Source organism: Paracoccus sp. FO-3 (genome assembly GCF_006386455.1).
GTDB lineage: Bacteria > Pseudomonadota > Alphaproteobacteria > Rhodobacterales > Rhodobacteraceae > Paracoccus > Paracoccus versutus.
Genome location: NZ_VCBQ01000042.1, coordinates 25,051 through 42,134, shown reverse-complemented (window position 1 = coordinate 42,134; position 17,084 = coordinate 25,051). Strand labels below are relative to the sequence as shown.

The following is a 17,084-nucleotide window of genomic DNA, read 5'->3' as shown; positions in this document are numbered from 1 at the left end:
GCCGGGTTTTACTCCGCCGTTGACACGCATGGGCAGATGTATGTCCTGGGCGGCTTCGTCTGCTACACCGTCGTGGCGCAGCTGGGGATGCCGTTCATCGTCGGGCTGGTCGCCTCGGCCCTGGTGCTGGCGGTGCTGGGCGGGCTGATCGAGCGGTTCCTGTTCCGCCCCGTCATCCGCCGCTCCAAGCGCGACGAATCCACCATGCTGCTGGCGGCGGGGATCGCCTTCTTCCTGGATGCGGTGATCCTGCTGCTGTTCGGCGAAAAGCAGCGCGGCGTGCCCAAGGTGGTCAACGGGGTCTTCAACTGGGACTTCCGCATCATCATGCCCTATGACCGCATCCTGATCGGGATGCTGGCCATCGGCCTGATCGTCGCCTTCATCCTGTTCATGCAATATTCCAAGGCCGGCCGCGCCATGCGGGCCCTGGCGCAGGACCGGGTGGCGGCGCAGCTGATGGGCGTCGACGTGGACCGCTATTCCATGATCGGCTTTGCCATGGGCGCGATGCTGGCCGGGCTGGTCGGGGCGCTGCTGGTCACGATCACCGGCGTCAACCTGGGCATGGGCGGGCCCACCTCGATCAAGGCCTTCCTGATGATCATGATCGGCGGCGCCGGGGTGATCTCGGGCGCCATCGCCGGGGGCTTCATCCTGGGGATGATGGAAAGCGTCGGCCTGTCGGTCTTGTCCTCCTATGGCGACGTGACCTATCTGGTGATCTTCGCCACCCTGATGATCTTCCTTGCCATCCGGCCGCAGGGCCTGATGGGCAAACCCTGGGGCTGAGGCGATGACGATGCAAAACCAACCGCACGCCGCGCCCTTGGCGGCCGGCAAGGGGCTGACGATGCCCAAGATGCTGGGCGTGGCCGCCTTCCTGGCCTTCGTCTTCGCAGCCGTGCCCATGTTCATCGCGGCGACCGGCCGCTGGGACTTCTACTATACGCTGACCTCGGTGGCGCTGCTGTCCATCGGGGCGGCGGGGGTCTGGCTGACCTTCTATATCGGGCGGATCAACATCGGACAGGGGGCCTATGCGCTGGCCGGCGGCTATGTCTCGGCCGTGCTGATCACGCAGGCGGGCGTCAGCTTCTGGCTGACCCTGCCGCTGGCGGGGCTGTTCTGCGCGCTGATCTCGGTGCTGATCGGCCTACCGATCCTGCGGCTGCGCGGCGTCTATTTCGCCATGGTCACGCTGGTGCTGACCGAGGTGGCGCGGCTGACCGCGCTGGCCCTGCCGGTGACGAACGGGGCCAAGGGCATCACCTCGATCCCGCTGCCGGGGGGCGTCTCGGTCTTCGGCATCACCCTGATCCCCGATTTCGCCACGCTGCAGAACCCGCGCCAGGCGTTCTATTTCGCCGCCATCGGCCTGATGATCCTGGTCTACGTGATCCTGTGGCGGATCGTGAACTCGCGCCTGGGCCACCTGTGCCGCAGCCTGCAGCAGAACGAAGAGCTTTCGGCCTCCATCGGCGTCAACACCGCATGGCTGCGGATCATGGCCTATGCCATCTCCAGCTTCTTCGGGGGCGTCGCGGGGGCGATGTTCGTGTCGATCTCGCAATCCATCTATCCCTCGTCCTTCGTGGTGCAGGACAGCGTGAACTTCATGCTCTACTGCTTCCTCGGCGGCCTGGGCTATGTCTTCGGCCCGATGCTGGGCACGCTGCTGCTGTATTTCGGCTGGGATCTGCTGTCGGTGGCCGGGAAATACCAGCTGCTGATCTATTCGGGGGCGATGATCACGCTGATGCTGGTGCTGCCGAACGGCGTGCTGAGCCTGTTTGACCGGAAGGGGGGCGGCAAATGAGCCCGATCCTGGAAATCCGCAACGTCACCAAGAAATTCGGCGGGCTGACGGCGAACAACGACATCAGCTTCGACGTCGCACCCGGCGAGATCCTGTCGGTGATCGGGCCGAACGGCGCCGGGAAATCGACGCTGTTCAAGCAGATCGCCGGTTTCGAGAAGCCGACCACCGGCGAGGTCCGCTTCAAGGGCGAACGCATCTCGGGGCTGGCCCCGCACAGGGTGGCGCGGCTGGGCGTGGTGCGCACCTTTCAGGAAACCACCATCTTCCGGTCGATGACCGTGCGCGAGAACGTCATCGTCTCGCATCACCTGCGCTCGCGCGCCAGCCTGCTGGGCTATTTCCTGGGCACCGCCACCGCGCGCGCGGACGAGGCAGAATTCGCCCGCTCGGCCGACGAGATCATCGACTTCCTGGGCCTGGGCGCCATCCGCGACGAACTGGCCTCGAACCTGCCGCAGGGGCATCTGCGGGCGCTTGGCATGGCCATCGGCCTGGCCACGCAGCCGCAGGTCATCCTGCTGGACGAACCCTTCGCCGGCATGAACCACGACGAAACCATGCGCATGGTCGCCCTGGTCCGCAGGCTGCGCGACGAACGCGGCGTGACCGTGCTGCTGGTCGAACACGACATGCCCGCGGTGATGAAGATCTCGGACCGGATCGTCTGCATCAACTTCGGCGAGAAGATCGCCGAGGGCAGCCCCGCCGAGATTCAGGCCAACCCCCGCGTCATCGAAGCCTATCTCGGCTCGGAAGACGCGGCCATCGGGATGTAAGCGCATGACCAGGATGCTCAGCTTCGACAATGTCGAGCTTTACTACGACCATGTCTATGCGCTGAAAGGCGTGTCCATCGAACTGAACGAGGGCGAGACCGTGGCGCTGATCGGCGCGAACGGGGCCGGCAAGTCCTCGATCCTGCGGGCGATCACCGGCCTGCGCAAGATCAAGTCCGGCCAGATCACCTACATGGGCGAGCGGCTGGACGGCACCTCCGCCCCCGAGGTCGTCAGGAAAGGCATCGCCATGGTCCCCGAGGGACGGCGCGTCTTTCCGCTGATGAGCGTCAAGGACAACCTGCTGATGGGGGCCTTCACCCGCAGCGACAAGCCCGGCATCGAACAGACGCTGGAAAGCATCCTGACGCGGTTTCCCCGCCTGCGCGAACGCTTCAACCAGCAGGCCAGCACGCTTTCGGGCGGAGAGCAGCAGATGATGGTGATCGGCCGCGCGCTGATGGCCAAGCCCAGGCTGTTGCTGCTGGACGAGCCTTCGCTGGGGATCGCGCCCAAGCTGGTGCAGGACATCGCCCGCGCCATCGTCGCCATCAGCCGCGACGAGGGGGTGTCGGTCCTGCTGGTCGAGCAGAACAGCCGCATGGCGCTGTCCATCTCGAACCGGGCCTATGCGCTGTCCCTGGGACAGGTCGTCCTGTCGGGCAATTCGCGCGAGCTGCTGAACGACCCGCGCGTCAAGGCCGCCTATCTGGGCGGGGATGTCTGAGGAAAACATGCGCATTCTGGTTCTGAACCCCAATACCACCGCTTCGATGACCGAAAAGATCGCCGCCGCCGCCCGGCGCGCGGCCTCGCCCGGAACCGAGATCGTGGCGGCCAACCCCGCCCGCGGCCCGGCCTCCATCGAGGGTTTCTATGACGAGGCGATGAGCCTGTCGGGCCTGTTGCAGGTGATCCGCGAGACCCCCGATGTCGATGCTGTGGTGATCGCCTGTTTCGACGACACCGGCCTCGATGCGGCGCGCTGCCTGACCGACATTCCCGTGGTCGGCATCGGCGAGGCCGCCTATCACATGGCCTCGCTGATCTCGAACAGGTTCTCGGTGGTCACGACGCTGGCGCGCTCGGTCCCGGCGCTGGAACACAACCTGCACCGCTATGGCCTGTGGTCGCGATGCGGGCGGGTGCGCTCGTCCGAGGTCGCCGTGCTGGAGCTGGAAGAGCCGGGCAGCAACGCCAGCGCCCGCATCGGCCGCGAGATCGCCCGCGCCATCGCCGACGACCGGGCCGAGGCCATCGTGCTGGGCTGCGCCGGGATGACCGACCTGACCGAGCGGCTGGCCGCCGAACATGGCGTCCCCGTCCTGGACGGGGTCAGCTGTGCCGTGACCCTGTGCGAGGCGATGGTGCGGCTGAAGCTGCGGACGTCCCGCCTGGGCGGCTATGCCCCGGTGCCGCAACACAAGCTGGCCCCGGCCTGACCCTGGCGCGCCCCGCGCATCCTGATCCCACGGAGGTAAGACAGATGAAACACCGCACCCATCCGGTTTTGGCCGCGCTGATGCTGACCCTGGCGACTGCTCCCCAGGCGCTGGCGGAAACGCCCGCCATCGTGCTGATCAACCCCAATTCCAATGCCGAGGCGACCAGAAGCATGGCCGATCTGGCCCGCGGCGTCGCCGGCGACCGCGCCACCATCGTCGAGCGGACGAATGCAGGCGTTCCCGCGCTGCTGACCACGCCCGAGGACATGGCGAATGCCGCCAGGGGCGTCGCCGCCATCGGGCAGGAGGTTGCTGCCGAGCCCGGCGTCGCCGCGGTCATCGTGGCCGCCTTCAGCGATCCGGGCCTGCCGGAGCTGCGCCAGGCCGTGACCGGGATCGGTGTCTTCGGCATCGGCGAAGAGGCGTTCCACGAGGCGGCGCGGGATGGCCGGCCTTTCTCCATCGTGACCATCACCCCCGACGAGGGGCTGCTCGAATCCTTCCGCCTGCGGGCCGAGGAGCTGGGCTATGCCGACCAATACCAGGGCGTCACGGTGACGGAGGGGGATCCGAACGAGCTGGTCAAGGATGCCGATGCGCTGGACGCCGCGCTGGCGGATGCGGTCGAACGGGCCATCGCGGAAAAGGGCGCGGCGGCGATCATCATGGGCGGCGGCCCGCTGTCGGCCCCCGCGATGCGCATCCAGGACAAGTTCCAGGTTCCGCTGGTCGTGGCGGTGGCGGCGGCGACAAGGGCCGCCCTGGCCGGGATCGACTAGGGCCGTCGCCGGCCGCGGCCGGGTGATCCGCACGGCAAGCCGACCGCGGCCGGGCGCGGCCGTGATGCCGGCCAGGCAAGGCGGATCGCCGTCGCGGCAAGCCTGCGGAACGGCCGGGCCTGGCGCCGCTCAGGCGCCGACGGGCCTGCGGGTCATGCCAAGCGCCCGCCGATGCCGCATCGAGCGGACGAGGACCGCGATGGTCGTGCCGTTATGCAAGAGCGCCGTGGTCGCGGGCGCAAGCAGGCCCGTCGTCGCCCCGGCCAGGATTGCCGAGTTCACCCCCACCGCGACGCGGAAGTTCGAGCGGATCAGCGCCATCGTGTCCTGCGCGATCTCCAGCACGTCGGCCAAGGCGTCCAGCCGGTCCTCGACCAGCAGCACGTCGGCGGTCGCCCGCGCGATGTCGGCCGCGCGCGGCATGGCAAGGCCCACATCGGCCACCATCAGCGCCGGCCCGTCGTTCACCCCGTCGCCGACATAGGCGACCTTGGCGCCCTGCGCCTTGAGCGCGGCGATCAGGCTGGCCTTGTCCTCGGGCTGCTGTTCGTAATGCACCTCGTCCATGCCCAGCACGCGGCCGAAGGCCAGCGCCTTTTCGCGCGCGTCGCCGGTGATCATCACCATGCGCCGGATGCCCATCGCCCGCAGCCGCGCCAGCACCGGCGCCGCCTCGTCCCGCAGCCGGTCGCGCAGGGCGAACATCGCCAGCGGGCGGTCGTCCTGCGCGGCATAGAGCATCGACTTGCCCTCGGCCTTCAGCGCCTCGACCCGCGCGCGTTCGGCGGCGAAGGAGACATGTTCGTCGTCTTCCAGGAAATGCCGGCTGCCGAAGCGGATCACGTTGCCGCCGATCCTGCCCTCGACGCCGTGGCCGACGATGAAGTTCACCTCTTCATGCGCGACATGGGCCAGATGCCGGGCCTGCGCCAGTTCCACCACCGCGCGGGCGATGGGATGGGCGGTGTGTTCCCCCAGCGAGGCGACCATGGCCACGGCCCGCTCTTCGTCCACGCCCCTGGCCAGCGGCACGATGTCGGTGACTTGCAGCGTATTGTGGGTCAGCGTCCCTGTCTTGTCGAAGACCAGCGTATCGACGCCCGCCAGCGCCTCCAGCGCCTGGCCGGACTTGATCAGGCAGCCCTGTTTCGCGGCGCGATACATCGCGCTCTTGATGGCGATGGGGGTGCCCAGCTTCACGGTGCAGGAATAATCGACCATGAAGACCGATTCCATCCGCCGCCAGTCGCGCGTCGCGGCAAAGACCCCGGCGGCCGAGGCCAGCGTGATGCCGATGCGCTTGTCGGCAAGCTGCTCGGACACGGTCTCGATCTCGGCCGGGCGTTCCAGCGCCTCCTGGATATAGCGGGTGATGCGGCCGGTGGTGGTGGCGTCGCCCACCCGGTCGGCGCGGATCACCAGCCGGCCGTCGGTGACGATGCCGCCCGACAGCGCCACCTCGCCCGGCATCCGCGACAGGGGCAGGCTTTCGCCCGTCACTGCCGACTGGTCGACATAGCCCGCGCCCGCCAGCACCAGCCCGTCGACGGGCACGGTCTCGCCCATGCCGACCACGACGCTTTCGCCGCCCTGCAGGCTGTCGAAGGGGACGCGGACGGTCTGGCCGCCGCGCTCGACCCAGACGTCGTCGGGGCGGCGGTGCAGCAGCGTGCGCAACAGCTCGTCCGAGCGCTGCTCGGTGCCCGCCTCGATGTAATTCGCCAGCTCCATCAGGAAGCGGGTGAAGTTCGCCGTGCCGTATTCGCCGCGCAGCGCCGGCAGGCCCATGGCGATGGCGTCCAGCACCTCGACCTTCAGCCCCTGGGTCAGCGCTGCCCCGGCGCCGGTCAGGACCGGGCGGGCGACATTCGCCCAGGTGGCCAGCGCGGCCAGGGGGCGCGGCAGGGCGAAGGCCCCGGCGACCGAGCCAGCCGCCAGCGCCAGGTCCAGCCCGTCCGCCCCCTCGGGCGGCACGAAGCCCTCGGCATGGGCGGGCGGGTTGGCGGCGGTGGCGAGGATGCGTGCGCGCAGACCGGGGCGGCCGTCATGAAGGACCACGACCGAGCCGCCCCGCCGGTTCACCCGCAGCCCGGTCACGCCCGGCAGGGCGCGGATCGCCGCCCCCGCCCGCGCGATCAGCGCGGCATCGGCCGGCAGCCGCAGGCGCAGGCGGCCGGGCAGTTCATGGGCGATCCGCATGGCCTAGCCGTTCACCGGGCGCGGGCCGCTGCGGTCGGCCTGGGGATCGACCGCCGCCTGGGGCTCGGCGGGGGCCTCGGCGGGGGCTTCGGGCGTCGCCGCGGCTTCGGCGGCCGCTTCGGCCTCGGCGTCGTGATAGCGTTCCTTCAACTCCTCGATCCCGCCCTGCAGCGTCGCCCAAAGCTGCACCGCGGTGCGCATGATGACGCGCTGCGCCGGCTCGCTGGTCAGAAGCCAGGCCGCGCCGGCGCCGACCGCCAGCCCCTTGACCAGCGAATCCGCCTGCGGATGCGGGTGCGGATTGGCCATGCCCGGCGCGGGCTGGCCGGGCTGGCCGCGATAGCCGGGAAAGGCCGGCGGGCCGGCCCATGGCTGAGGTTGCGGCTGGGGCTGAGGGGCCATCTGCTGGGCCGGATCGGGCGCCGGCCAGCCCTGGCTGCCGTAGAAGTGATAGTGATAATGCACCCCGCCGTTATCCTTGCTCGACATGCTCACCCCTCCTGACCGGGCTTGTGAAAGACCTGCGAGACGACCTCGCGCAGTTCCGGCTTGCGGGCCAGGACCACCACGCCGGCGCCGATGGCCGCGCCGAGCCAGAATTTCGAGCCGCTGGCCCGCGCGATCCGGCCGAGGTTCGACAGGCTGAGCCCGTCCTGCATCACCCCCTCCAGCACGTCCAGCAGATCGACCCGGCGCGGACCCGGTCCCGGACCCGGACCATAGCCATAGGGCCCGCCCTGCGGCCCCTGGCCATAGCCCCAGCCGTGGGGCTGGCCGGGGCCGGATTGATAATCGTTGCTCATGGGATGCTCCTTTGCGACTGGTGCGGGGACGCGCCGTCCCCAAGCTGGCGGTTCAGGGCCGCGGCGATCTCCGCGGCCCCTCCGTTCAAGATGACCTGCCAATCCGCCGCGCCGATCACCTGCGGATCGTATTCCACCACCACCGACAGCGCCGCCGGGTTGAGCCGCGCGATCCGCAGCGGCAGGCGGCGCAACAGGTCGAGGAACGGCGCCGGATCGGCCGAGGGCATGTCCCTGAGCGCCGCGGGCGCCAGCTTCAGCCGGATGCGGCCGGCAACGTGATGGGCCACGGTGACATGGCGGCGCAGGTGCAGGAAGGGGGCCAGATCGGGCATGGGATCAGCCATGGGGCACCTCGCGCGGGATCCATTCCCAGACCTCGGGCAGCATCTCGGCCACCGGGCAGGTGCAGCATACCGGCCCCTTGCCGCAGGAACCGCAAGCATCGGCCACCAGCCGGGCGCGACCCTTGGCGGCCCAGATCTGCATCATCGCATGGGCATTGTCGCGGCTGGTCTCCAGCGCGATGGACAGGTCGGTCAGGCTGGCGCGATGCGCGCGCTCCATATAGTCGCGAAGGGCGGCCAGCGTGGTCATGCAGCACCTCCGATCCGGTCCGGCAGCGGCGGGCGCTCGGGCAGCCGCCTGCGCGCGACCGAATGGCCCACCACCCAAAGCGCGGCCATCGACCCGGCCAGCAGCGCGAGGCAGAAGGCGATCCAGAGCGTCGCCTGCGCCGGGTCGCGGCCAAAGCGCGCGCCTTGGTAGAACAGTGTCGCCGCCGTCCAGCCCAGCCCCGTGGTCCAGCCGGCCGAGAACGCGGTCCAGCGCCAGCCGACCTCGTGCCAGATCGCGCCCACCGCGGCCACGCAGGGCATGTAGAGCAGGATCATCAGCAGATAGGCGAAGGCGCCGGCCTGCCCGTCGAAACGCGCCTCCATCGCGCGGAAGGCGGCGGGGGCGACCTCAAGCTCCTCGGCCGCCGCATCCTCGCCCTCGGCCGTATAGGAGACGTCGATCCCCAGCGGATCGCCGGCCGAGCCGAAGGCATCGGCCAGGTTCGCGGGAATGGTGGCAAGGGCGGTCGCGATCTGTTCGCCGATGCCGGGCGCCTCTTCCTCGGCCGCCTCGCCGCCGGCTTCCGCGACGCCAAGCTGGGTGTAAAGCGCGTTCAGCGTGCCGATCACCGCCTCTTTCGCCAGGATGCCGGTAAAGACGCCCACGGCGGCGGGCCAGTTGTCGTCGGTCATGCCCATGGGGCGGAACACCGGCACGATGCCGCGCCCGATGGCGGACAGGACCGAATCCGTCTCGTCCTGGTGGCCGAAGCTGCCGTCGGTGCCGACCGAATTGAGGAAGTTCAGCACCACGACCACCGGCACGATCACCCGCCCGGCCTTGACGATGAACGCCTTGAGCCGGTCCCAGGCGCGCAGGATCACCGTGGTGAAGGTCGGCAGGTGATAGGGCGGCAGTTCCATGATGAAGGGCGAGGCATCGCCTTTCAGCACCGTGTTCTTCAGCAAGAGCCCGGTCAGCACCGCCGCGGCGATGCCGATGACGTATAGCAGGAAGACCAGGTTCTGCCCGGTTTCGGGAAAGAAGGCGGCGGCGAACAGCGCATAGACCGGCAGCCGCGCCCCGCAGGACATGAAGGGCGCCATCATCACCGTCAGCAGCCGGTCGCGACGGCTTTCCAGCGTGCGCGTGGCCATGATCGCGGGCACGTTGCAGCCGAAACCGACGATCAGCGGCACGAAGCTTTTTCCCGGCAGGCCGATGAAGCGCATCGCCCGGTCCATGACGAAGGCCGCCCGCGCCATGTAGCCCGAATCCTCCAGCACCGACAGGAACAGGTAGAGAAAGGCGATGATCGGGATGAAGGTCGCCACCGTCTGGATGCCGCCGCCCACCCCGTCGGCCAGCAGCACCACCAGCCATTCCGGCAGGCCGATCGAGGACAGAGCCCGGCCGAAGCCGTCGACCGCCACCGCGCCCACCGCGATGTCGAAGAAGTCGATGAAGGCGCCGCCGATGGAAATGGTGAAGAAGAACATCAGATACATCATCGCCAGGAAGATCGGGATCCCCAGCCAGCGGTTCAGCACCACCCGGTCGATCCGGTCCGACATGGTGCGCGAGACGTCATGCGGCCGGGTCAGCACCGCAGAGACAATCCCGGTCACGAAGCCGAAGCGGGCATCGGCGATCAGGATGTCGCTGTCCTCGCCCAGCGCGCGCTCCAGCCCGTCGCGGGCGGCGGCGATCTGCGATTCCAGTTCGCCCCCGGTCCCGGCCAGCGTCGGCGGGTCGCCCTCGATCAGCTTCAGCGCCCGCCAGCGGCTGCCGGCATGGGGCATCAGCGCGGCGACGGCGGCCTCGATCTCGGGCGCATAGCGCGGCTCGGTGCCTGGGCCGGGGGCGGCGGTGATCGCGCGCTTCAGCGCCTCGATGCCGGTCCCGCGCGAGGCCACGACCTCGATCACCGGGCAGCCGAGCGCGCGCTCCAGCCCAGCCCGGTCGATGGCCAGCCCCCGCCGCGCCGCGATGTCGACCATGTTCAGCGCGACCACGATCGGCACCTGCATCTCCAGCAGCTGCGTGGTGAGGTAGAGGTTGCGCTCCAGGTTCGAGGCATCGACGATATTGACGATCACCTGCGCCGCGCCCGACAGCACGAAGTCGCGCGCGACGCGCTCGTCCTCGGACACCTGCACGGTCGCGCCCAGCGAATAGACGCCGGGCAGGTCGACCAGCTCATAGACCCGGTTCTGGTGGCGGAAGCGGCCGGTCTTTTTCTCGACCGTCACGCCGGGCCAGTTGCCCACCTCCTGCCGCGCGCCGGTCAGGATGTTGAAAAGCGTGCTCTTGCCGCAATTGGGGTTGCCGACGACGCCGATGACGATGGTCATTGCAGCTTCTCCACCGACAGAAGGGCGGCCTCGGCCTTGCGCAGGCTCATGGCAAAGCCGCGCAGGCTGATCTCGACCGGATCGCCAAGGGGCGCGACGCGGGTGATGGCGAATTCGACGCCGGGCGTCAGGCCCATGGACATCAGCCGCTGGCGATAGCCTGCGGCGCCACGGCCCAGCCCGAGGATCCGCGCCCTGTCCCCCGGCACCAGGTCGGAAAGCGTCAGCGCCGGCATGGCCGGCTCCAGCAGCCGCACCTTGACCCGCCGCGCGGTGTCCAGGTCCAGCGTCAGCCGCGCATCCTCGTTGATGGACACCAGCAGCCCTGCCCCGCTGCGCTGCACCACGCGCAGGCGGCAGCCGACATGCAGGCCCAGATCGGACAGGCGAAGCTGTTCTTCGGGCGGGGCCTCGATGGCGCGCACCCCAAGCGCGCCGTCCGGGGCTTCGTCAAGGGATACCGCGCACATGGATGACCTCGTTGGCAAGGAGGAAACGAGCTGGCGGCGGCTTGCCCGGATTATTTGATCCTAGCCCGATTCGCCCTTGCCGTCCTTGATCCGCATCAATCCAGGCGCGCCGTGCCCGGCCCGGCCGGGCCAAAGGGGTCTGTCCCGCACCGCGCGGCTCAGCCGTTTCCGGGTGGCCGCGCCATGCCCATGCCGCGCCTGGCGGCGAAATCGACCGGGATCGCCAGCCTTCCCGCATAGCCGCCCGCGGGATCGCCGCTCGGCACCACGGTCTGCCGCCCGCGGCGAGCCGTTCCTCTGCACCCGTCCCCGCGCCTGAGCCGACGGATCGCATCGCCGAGACCGCGTTTCCCAACAGCCCCCAGATGCCGCCCCGCGCCGCAGGCGAGAAACCGCGGCCAGCCTTTCCTCTGAACCCGTCCCGGTGCCGAGGCCGACGGATCGCCGCCAAGGCACCGTTTCCCAGCAGCCCCCTTGGGGCACCGACCTCCGCCTCACGCACCGAGGCGAGACGCGGCTTCTCGTCAACGATCCGGCCGCCCTGCGCGAACAGCAGGACGATCGAGATCGTCGCAGGCAATCGCAAGCCGGCTTGGCCCGACACTCGACACCGACGGGGTAAGGGCCACCCCCGCCCTTATCCCGTGGTCCCCGCCTGGCTCGCCTGCAATTCCCCGATCAGCGCCTCGATCCTGCGCTTTCGCTGCCGCGCCTCGGCGATCAGCGCGTCCACCGCATCGCGCTTTGCGCTCAGCAGGCGGATCGCCTCGGCGCAGGAGATCGGATGCGGGCCGGAACGGACCTCGACGCTGGCGATCTCGCGCAGGGTGAAGCCCAGCCCCTGCGCCTGCTCGATGAAACGCAAAAGCGCGACCAGTTCCTCGGGGTAGTCCCGATAGCCGTTCGGCCCGCGTGCGGCAGGCGCGATGATGCCGCGCCTCTCGTAGAAGCGGATGCGCGAGGTCGTCAAGCCTGCTGCTTTCGCGATCTCACCGATCTTCATTCTGGCCCCTTGACCTTAAACCTAGGTTCAAACCCTATATCCCGATGCGACACGACAAGAAAGGATCGCGCCGCATGCCGGATATGTCCCAATCCCCGCTGTTCCAGCCGCTTCCGCTGCCCAGCGGCCAGACCATCCCCAACCGCATCGCCAAGGCGGCGATGGAGGAGAACATGGCCGACCTACGCCACCTGCCGGGGGAGCGCCTGGGCCGGCTTTACCGACAATGGGCCGAGGGTGGCGCCGGGCTGATCGTCACCGGCAATGTTATGGTCGCGCCCGATGCGGTGACGGGGCCTGCCGGGGTTATCCTCGACGCAAGCCAGCCGCTGGCGCCGTTCAAGGACTGGGCGGCGGCGGGGCGCGTGAACGGGGCGCGGCTCTGGATGCAGATCAACCATCCCGGCCGCCAGGTCTTTGCCCGCACCGCGCCCGAGGCCATCGCCCCCTCGGCGGTGCCGATGCGAATGGAGGGCGCCTCGCGCCTCTTCGCGCAGCCCCGCGCCATGACCGGCGCAGAGATCGCCGAGGTGATCCGCCGCTTTGCCGAAACCGCCGCGCTGGCCGAACAGGCGGGCTTCGACGGGGTGCAGATCCATGCCGCGCATGGCTATCTGCTGAGCCAGTTCCTGTCGCCGCTGACCAACCTGCGGACCGACGAATGGGGCGGCAGCCTGGAGAACCGCGCCCGGCTGCTGGTCGAGATCGTCCGGGCGGTGCGCACGCGGGTCTCGCCCGGCTTCGGACTGGGGGTCAAGCTGAACTCCTCGGATTTCCAGAAGGGCGGGTTCGGGGCCGAGGATGCGGTCGCCGTGGTGCGGATGCTGAACGACCTGCCCGTCGACCTGGTCGAGCTGTCGGGCGGCAGCTACGAAAGCCCGGCCATGCATGGCCGGCCCGCCGCCGCCAGCACCGTGGCGCGCGAGGCCTATTTCGTCGATTTCGCCCGCGACGTGGTGGCGGTGGCGCATATGCCGGTGCTGGTCACGGGCGGGATCCGCCGCCGCGCCACGGCCGAGGCCGCGCTGGCCCCCGAGGACGGCCGCCCCGGCGTGGCCATGGTCGGCCTTGCGCAGGCGCTGGCCTGGGCGCCCGACCTGCCGAACCGCTGGCGCGCGGGAGAGGCGGTGGCCGAGGTGCCAGGGGTGCGCTGGAAAAGCCGCCCGCTGGCGAGCCTCGCCACCATGGCGCTGGCCAAGCTGCAACTGCGCCGCATGGGTGCGGGCAAGGCACCGACGCCCCGCGCCTGGGCGCCCGGCGTGGCAGTCCTCGACCAGGTCAGGACCGCCTGGCGCAGCCGCCGCTATCGCGCCTGGTTGCAGGCCCGCCAGCAAGGAGGCGAGAGCCCATGAAACGCATCCTGCATGTCGTGACCAATACCGCGCATTACGACGACCCGAGCCACCCCACCGGGCTGTGGCTGTCGGAACTGACCCATGCCTGGGACATCTTTGCCGCCCAGGGCCATGCCCAGCACCTGGCCAGCCCGCAAGGCGGCCGCGCGCCGCTGGAACCGCGGGCGCTGAGATGGCCGCTGCTGGACGCCTCGGCGCGGGCCTGGCGGGACGATCCGGCCCGGATGGCGCTGCTGGAAGAGACCGCCGCGCCCGACCGGATCGACCCGGCCGATTACGACGCCATCTATTTCACCGGCGGGCATGGGGTGATGTGGGATTTCCCCGACAGCGCCGGATTGCAGCGCATCACCCGCGAGATATGGGAGCGGGGCGGCATCGTCGGCGCGGTCTGCCACGGCTATTGCGGGCTCTTGAACACCCGGCTTTCGGACGGCCGGCTTCTGGTGGCGGGCCGCCGCGTCACCGGGTTTTCATGGCGCGAGGAGATCCTCGCCGGGGTGGCCAAGGCGATGCCCTTCGATGCCGAGGCCGAGATGATCCGCCGTGGCGCGCTCTACCGCAAGGCGTGGCTGCCCTTCGTCCCGCATGTCGTCGCCGACGGGCGGCTGGTGACGGGCCAGAACCCCGCCTCGGCCAAGGCCACTGCCCGGCACATCGCTCGGCTGCTGCGGGAATGATTGGGGAAGCGCCACGCTATGCCGCTGGGCCGGTGGGTCATGGCGAATGTCCTGCGGCCCTCATTCCGCCGAAGCGGCGCGGCGGAGCTGTCCTGCGAAAGCCAGGCGCTTCAGCGCCTCGGCCAAGGCCATGGCGAAACGGATCGCCCGGATGCTGCGCGGCTGAATGGGGAAGCGCCACACCATGCCGCTGGGCCGGTGGGTCATGGCGAATGTCCTGCGACCCTCATTCCGCCGAAGCGGCGCGGCGGGGCTGTCCTGCGGAAGCCAGGCGCTTCAGCGCCTCGGCCAAGGCCACGGCGAAACGGATCGCCCGGATGCTGCGCGGCTGATTGGGGAAGCGTCACACCATGCCGCTGGGCCGGTGGGTCATGGCGAATGTCCTGCGACCCTCATTCCGCCGAAGCGGCGCGGCGGGGCTGTCCTGCGAAAGCCAGGCGCTTCAGCGCCTCGGCCAAGGCCACGGCGAAACGGATCGCCCGGATGCTGCGCGGCTGATTGGGGAAGCGTCACACCATGCCGCTGGGCCGGTGGGTCATGGCGAATGTCCTGCGACCCTCATTCCGCCGAAGCGGCGCGGCGGGGCTGTCCTGCGGAAGCCAGGCGCTTCAGCGCCTCGGACACCTCCACCCGGCGATAGGTCTCGGTCGCCAGCCCCTCGGGCGAGCGCAGGGCCTGCCGGGTCTGCAGCGCCCTTTCCCGCTCTTCGGGGGCGATCTCGGCGTCGCAGGCGACCAGCCAATGCGCATAATCGTCATCGGCTTCCTTGATCGGGATGCCGCTGCTCGAGACCGCGCCGGGCGAACGGCGCATCGCGACGATCTCGGAAACCGGGCGCAGCACCTGCGCAGGATTGAACTCGGTGCGCTTGTCGGTCCCCGCGATCTCGACATCGCCGCCCGTCACCCGCCCCGTGGCGTCATAGACGAAGGCAGAGGCGATGCGGTCGAGCGCGGCCTCGACCTCTTTCGGGCGATGCACCACCTCACGCAAGGGGCGGTCGGGAACGGCGAGGCGGGTGATGCCGCGGTCGTTGATCGCATCTAGCACCTCGCGGTGATCGTCGGTACGCAGGATCACCTCGCGCCGGGCGGGCCAGAAATCATAGGGCGCATGGGCGCCGTGGCACTTGCCGATATGGAAGGCATAGATCTCGGGATAGACGGCGCGGCTGCTGCGGCGCGAGGGTTTCGCGTCGTAATAGGCCATCATCGCGGATTGCAGCAGGTGGGTGGCGCCGACCCCGCCCACGGGCTCGTCGATCACCAGGCCGAAACGGTCAAGCTCGGTCCAGCCGGGGAAAAGCTCGTCCAGCCCTGCGGGCCTGCCGCCGATGCGGATCGCGAACATGTCGGTGCGAAGCAGCGATACAACATGCATGATTCATCCTCCTGCACTGCGCTGGACCACTATAGGCGGCGCGGGCGGCCTGTCACCGGGCAATGAAGTTGCACGGGGCACGACCGTGACAGGCAGCCAGGCCCGCGAAACCGCCAGCGGGAGCGGATCGCATGGTCCCGATCCTGCACTCGCGCAGCTTGCGGCCGGGCGGCCGGTCATTCCTCCAGATGGCCGCGCAGGGTATCGGCCGAGTATCGCGGCCGGAACAGCCCCTCCTGCACCAGCCGCGGGATCAGCGCCTCCAGCAGCAGGTCCAGCGAGCGGATCGAGCCGCCCGGCACGGCGATGAAGCCGTCGATGGCGCCGGCGCGGAACCAGGCGGCGATCTCCCGGACCGCATCCTCGACCGTGCCGATCACCTGCCAATGCACCGAGGCCAGGATCTCGGGCCGGGCCAGCAGGTCGGCGGGCGTCGGGCGCTGGTCGCGCACGATGCGGCGCAGCGCCTCGCAATGGCTGGCGCAGCGGGACGAGCGGTGGTCGGCCGGCAGGTCCGCCGGGGTGATCGGCCGGTCCTCGGGCCAGTCCCGCAGGTCGAGGCCCAGGAATTCCTGGGCCAGCCGCATGCGCTGGCGGCGGTCGATCCGGGCGTGGGTGGCCAGGAACAGCGCCCGCGCCTCGTCCCGCGTCTTGCCCAGGTAAAGGCTCAGGCCCGGCAGCAGCCGCACGTCGCGGGGCTGGCGGCCATGGGCCAGCGCGCGTTCGGACAATTGCCGCCGCATCTCCAGCGCGGTCGGCATGTCGGGCGTCATGCCGAAGACCATGTCGGCGACCTGCCCGGCGAAATCCACCCCCAGGCTTGATCCGCCGGCCTGCATCAGCGGAATGTCCGGGCCGGGATATTGCGGCAGGTTCATCGGCCCGCTGACCTGGAACTGCGGGCCGTGGTGGTCGATGGGCAGGATCAGGTCGGTATCGGCATAGCGGCCGTTCTCGCGGTCGACCAGCAGCGCCTCGGCCGGGAAGCTGGCCCAGAGCCGGCGCACCACCTCGGTGAACTCGGCCGCGCGGGCATAGCGCGCCTCGGACGAGGGCATCTCGGGCAGGCCGAAATTCTCGTTGCCCTGCAAGGCGGTGACGACGTTCCACCCCGCCCGGCCCCGGCTGAGCCAATGCAGCGACATCAGCTGGCGCGCGGCGTGATAGGGATGGCCGAAGGTGGTCGAGATGGTCGTGACCAGCCCGATCCGGCGGGTTTCCCGCGCGATCGAGGCCAGAAGCAGGGTCGGGTCCAAGCTGGAAAAGCCGAAGGATTGCGCCATCACCGGCAGGGGCAGGAAGCTGGCGTCGGGGCGAAAGACGAAATCCATATGCGCCGCCTCGGCCCGCCGGGCCACGTCCAGCGCCAGGTCGCTGGAATAAAGCCCCTCGATGCCGCTGTCCCTGTGCCGCCAGCCTTCGCCGCTGAGCCATGTGGGCGCAACGGACATGCCGATGCA

At 69.6% G+C, this 17,084-nt stretch carries 19 protein-coding genes; 8 read left to right on the top strand and 11 right to left on the bottom strand.

Annotated features, from left to right (window positions below; translation table 11 throughout):
- From FE811_RS13375 to FE811_RS13350, 6 genes are all read left to right on the top strand, one after another.
- On the top strand, positions 1–792 hold a 792-nt coding region (locus FE811_RS13375), incomplete at its 5' end, for a branched-chain amino acid ABC transporter permease (protein ID WP_140847850.1).
- Positions 793–802: 10 nt separating this feature from the next.
- The gene (locus tag FE811_RS13370) at positions 803–1,819 is read left to right on the top strand and encodes a branched-chain amino acid ABC transporter permease (RefSeq protein WP_240540221.1); all 1,017 of its coding nucleotides are present in this window, start codon (positions 803–805) and stop codon (positions 1,817–1,819) included.
- Positions 1,816–2,598 carry an ABC transporter ATP-binding protein gene (locus FE811_RS13365; protein ID WP_036755116.1) on the top strand — a complete coding sequence of 261 codons (783 nt, stop codon included), beginning with the start codon at positions 1,816–1,818 and terminating at the stop codon, positions 2,596–2,598. The genes FE811_RS13370 and FE811_RS13365 overlap by 4 nt, the downstream gene beginning before the upstream one ends.
- Before the next feature lie 13 nt (positions 2,599–2,611).
- On the top strand, positions 2,612–3,325 hold the full coding sequence (locus tag FE811_RS13360; RefSeq protein WP_208021360.1) for an ABC transporter ATP-binding protein: 714 nt from the start codon (positions 2,612–2,614) through the stop codon (positions 3,323–3,325).
- Positions 3,326–3,332: 7 nt separating this feature from the next.
- On the top strand, positions 3,333–4,040 hold the full coding sequence (locus FE811_RS13355) for an aspartate/glutamate racemase family protein (RefSeq protein WP_072462565.1): 708 nt from the start codon (positions 3,333–3,335) through the stop codon (positions 4,038–4,040).
- Positions 4,041–4,084: 44 nt separating this feature from the next.
- Positions 4,085–4,822 carry an aspartate/glutamate racemase family protein gene (locus tag FE811_RS13350; protein ID WP_208861649.1) on the top strand — a complete coding sequence of 246 codons (738 nt, stop codon included), beginning with the start codon at positions 4,085–4,087 and terminating at the stop codon, positions 4,820–4,822.
- Between the two features lie 129 nt (positions 4,823–4,951).
- On the opposite strand, the gene FE811_RS13345 is transcribed toward FE811_RS13350, so the two are convergent.
- The 8 genes from FE811_RS13345 to FE811_RS13310 form a co-directional block, all read right to left on the bottom strand.
- On the bottom strand, positions 4,952–7,021 hold the full coding sequence (locus FE811_RS13345; RefSeq protein WP_116222696.1) for a heavy metal translocating P-type ATPase: 2,070 nt from the start codon (positions 7,019–7,021) through the stop codon (positions 4,952–4,954).
- Between the two features lie 3 nt (positions 7,022–7,024).
- Positions 7,025–7,510: a hypothetical protein gene (locus FE811_RS13340; RefSeq protein WP_114537851.1), complete on the bottom strand. Its 486-nt coding sequence runs from the start codon at positions 7,508–7,510 to the stop codon at positions 7,025–7,027.
- A 2-nt stretch (positions 7,511–7,512) separates the two neighbouring features.
- A complete protein-coding gene (locus FE811_RS13335; RefSeq protein ID WP_116222695.1) occupies positions 7,513–7,824 on the bottom strand; it encodes a hypothetical protein in 312 nt (103 codons plus the stop codon).
- The gene (locus tag FE811_RS13330) at positions 7,821–8,171 is read right to left on the bottom strand and encodes a hypothetical protein (RefSeq protein ID WP_140847848.1); all 351 of its coding nucleotides are present in this window, start codon (positions 8,169–8,171) and stop codon (positions 7,821–7,823) included. The genes FE811_RS13335 and FE811_RS13330 overlap by 4 nt, the downstream gene beginning before the upstream one ends.
- Complete coding sequence (locus FE811_RS13325) at positions 8,164–8,421, bottom strand: FeoC-like transcriptional regulator (protein WP_036755104.1); 258 nt, start codon at positions 8,419–8,421, stop codon at positions 8,164–8,166. The genes FE811_RS13330 and FE811_RS13325 overlap by 8 nt, the downstream gene beginning before the upstream one ends.
- Positions 8,418–10,736 carry a Fe(2+) transporter permease subunit FeoB gene (gene feoB, locus FE811_RS13320; protein WP_116222693.1) on the bottom strand — a complete coding sequence of 773 codons (2,319 nt, stop codon included), beginning with the start codon at positions 10,734–10,736 and terminating at the stop codon, positions 8,418–8,420. Before feoB ends, FE811_RS13325 begins: the two co-directional genes overlap by 4 nt.
- Entirely contained in the window at positions 10,733–11,206 is a 474-nt protein-coding gene (locus FE811_RS13315; protein WP_116222692.1) for a FeoA family protein, read from the bottom strand. The genes feoB and FE811_RS13315 overlap by 4 nt, the downstream gene beginning before the upstream one ends.
- A 637-nt stretch (positions 11,207–11,843) precedes the next feature.
- Complete coding sequence (locus tag FE811_RS13310) at positions 11,844–12,209, bottom strand: MerR family transcriptional regulator (protein WP_116222691.1); 366 nt, start codon at positions 12,207–12,209, stop codon at positions 11,844–11,846.
- A 74-nt stretch (positions 12,210–12,283) separates the two neighbouring features.
- On the opposite strand from FE811_RS13310, the gene FE811_RS13305 reads away from it, so the two are divergent.
- Both FE811_RS13305 and FE811_RS13300 read left to right on the top strand, forming a co-directional pair.
- Positions 12,284–13,561: an NADH:flavin oxidoreductase/NADH oxidase family protein gene (locus FE811_RS13305; protein ID WP_116222690.1), complete on the top strand. Its 1,278-nt coding sequence runs from the start codon at positions 12,284–12,286 to the stop codon at positions 13,559–13,561.
- Entirely contained in the window at positions 13,558–14,244 is a 687-nt protein-coding gene (locus tag FE811_RS13300) for a type 1 glutamine amidotransferase domain-containing protein (protein WP_116222689.1), read from the top strand. The genes FE811_RS13305 and FE811_RS13300 overlap by 4 nt, the downstream gene beginning before the upstream one ends.
- Positions 14,245–14,304: 60 nt before the next feature.
- Here the strand turns inward: FE811_RS13300 and FE811_RS27470 are convergent, their stop codons facing one another.
- The 3 genes from FE811_RS27470 to FE811_RS13290 form a co-directional block, all read right to left on the bottom strand.
- On the bottom strand, positions 14,305–14,451 hold the full coding sequence (locus tag FE811_RS27470; protein ID WP_166435594.1) for a hypothetical protein: 147 nt from the start codon (positions 14,449–14,451) through the stop codon (positions 14,305–14,307).
- 351 nt (positions 14,452–14,802) lie between these two features.
- The gene (locus tag FE811_RS13295) at positions 14,803–15,624 is read right to left on the bottom strand and encodes a hypothetical protein (RefSeq protein ID WP_140847845.1); all 822 of its coding nucleotides are present in this window, start codon (positions 15,622–15,624) and stop codon (positions 14,803–14,805) included.
- 176 nt (positions 15,625–15,800) lie between these two features.
- Positions 15,801–17,075 (bottom strand): NtaA/DmoA family FMN-dependent monooxygenase, encoded by a 1,275-nt coding sequence (locus tag FE811_RS13290; RefSeq protein ID WP_255469732.1) that lies wholly within the window; start codon positions 17,073–17,075, stop codon positions 15,801–15,803.
- Between the last annotated feature and the right edge of the window lie 9 nt (positions 17,076–17,084).

What these genes read in the sequence shown, in the direction of transcription:
- FE811_RS13370 (WP_240540221.1), top strand. Translation starts at nt 803, where the DNA reads ATGCAAAACCAACCGCACGCCGCGCCCTTGGCGGCCGGCAAGGGGCTG.
- FE811_RS13365 (WP_036755116.1), top strand. Translation starts at nt 1,816, where the DNA reads ATGAGCCCGATCCTGGAAATCCGCAACGTCACCAAGAAATTCGGCGGG.
- FE811_RS13360 (WP_208021360.1), top strand. Translation starts at nt 2,612, where the DNA reads ATGCTCAGCTTCGACAATGTCGAGCTTTACTACGACCATGTCTATGCG.
- FE811_RS13355 (WP_072462565.1), top strand. Translation starts at nt 3,333, where the DNA reads ATGCGCATTCTGGTTCTGAACCCCAATACCACCGCTTCGATGACCGAA.
- FE811_RS13350 (WP_208861649.1), top strand. Translation starts at nt 4,085, where the DNA reads ATGAAACACCGCACCCATCCGGTTTTGGCCGCGCTGATGCTGACCCTG.
- FE811_RS13345 (WP_116222696.1), bottom strand. Translation starts at nt 7,021, where the DNA reads ATGCGGATCGCCCATGAACTGCCCGGCCGCCTGCGCCTGCGGCTGCCG.
- FE811_RS13340 (WP_114537851.1), bottom strand. Translation starts at nt 7,510, where the DNA reads ATGTCGAGCAAGGATAACGGCGGGGTGCATTATCACTATCACTTCTAC.
- FE811_RS13335 (WP_116222695.1), bottom strand. Translation starts at nt 7,824, where the DNA reads ATGAGCAACGATTATCAATCCGGCCCCGGCCAGCCCCACGGCTGGGGC.
- FE811_RS13330 (WP_140847848.1), bottom strand. Translation starts at nt 8,171, where the DNA reads ATGGCTGATCCCATGCCCGATCTGGCCCCCTTCCTGCACCTGCGCCGC.
- FE811_RS13325 (WP_036755104.1), bottom strand. Translation starts at nt 8,421, where the DNA reads ATGACCACGCTGGCCGCCCTTCGCGACTATATGGAGCGCGCGCATCGC.
- feoB (WP_116222693.1), bottom strand. Translation starts at nt 10,736, where the DNA reads ATGACCATCGTCATCGGCGTCGTCGGCAACCCCAATTGCGGCAAGAGC.
- FE811_RS13315 (WP_116222692.1), bottom strand. Translation starts at nt 11,206, where the DNA reads ATGTGCGCGGTATCCCTTGACGAAGCCCCGGACGGCGCGCTTGGGGTG.
- FE811_RS13310 (WP_116222691.1), bottom strand. Translation starts at nt 12,209, where the DNA reads ATGAAGATCGGTGAGATCGCGAAAGCAGCAGGCTTGACGACCTCGCGC.
- FE811_RS13305 (WP_116222690.1), top strand. Translation starts at nt 12,284, where the DNA reads ATGCCGGATATGTCCCAATCCCCGCTGTTCCAGCCGCTTCCGCTGCCC.
- FE811_RS13300 (WP_116222689.1), top strand. Translation starts at nt 13,558, where the DNA reads ATGAAACGCATCCTGCATGTCGTGACCAATACCGCGCATTACGACGAC.
- FE811_RS27470 (WP_166435594.1), bottom strand. Translation starts at nt 14,451, where the DNA reads ATGACCCACCGGCCCAGCGGCATGGTGTGGCGCTTCCCCATTCAGCCG.
- FE811_RS13295 (WP_140847845.1), bottom strand. Translation starts at nt 15,624, where the DNA reads ATGCATGTTGTATCGCTGCTTCGCACCGACATGTTCGCGATCCGCATC.
- FE811_RS13290 (WP_255469732.1), bottom strand. Translation starts at nt 17,075, where the DNA reads ATGTCCGTTGCGCCCACATGGCTCAGCGGCGAAGGCTGGCGGCACAGG.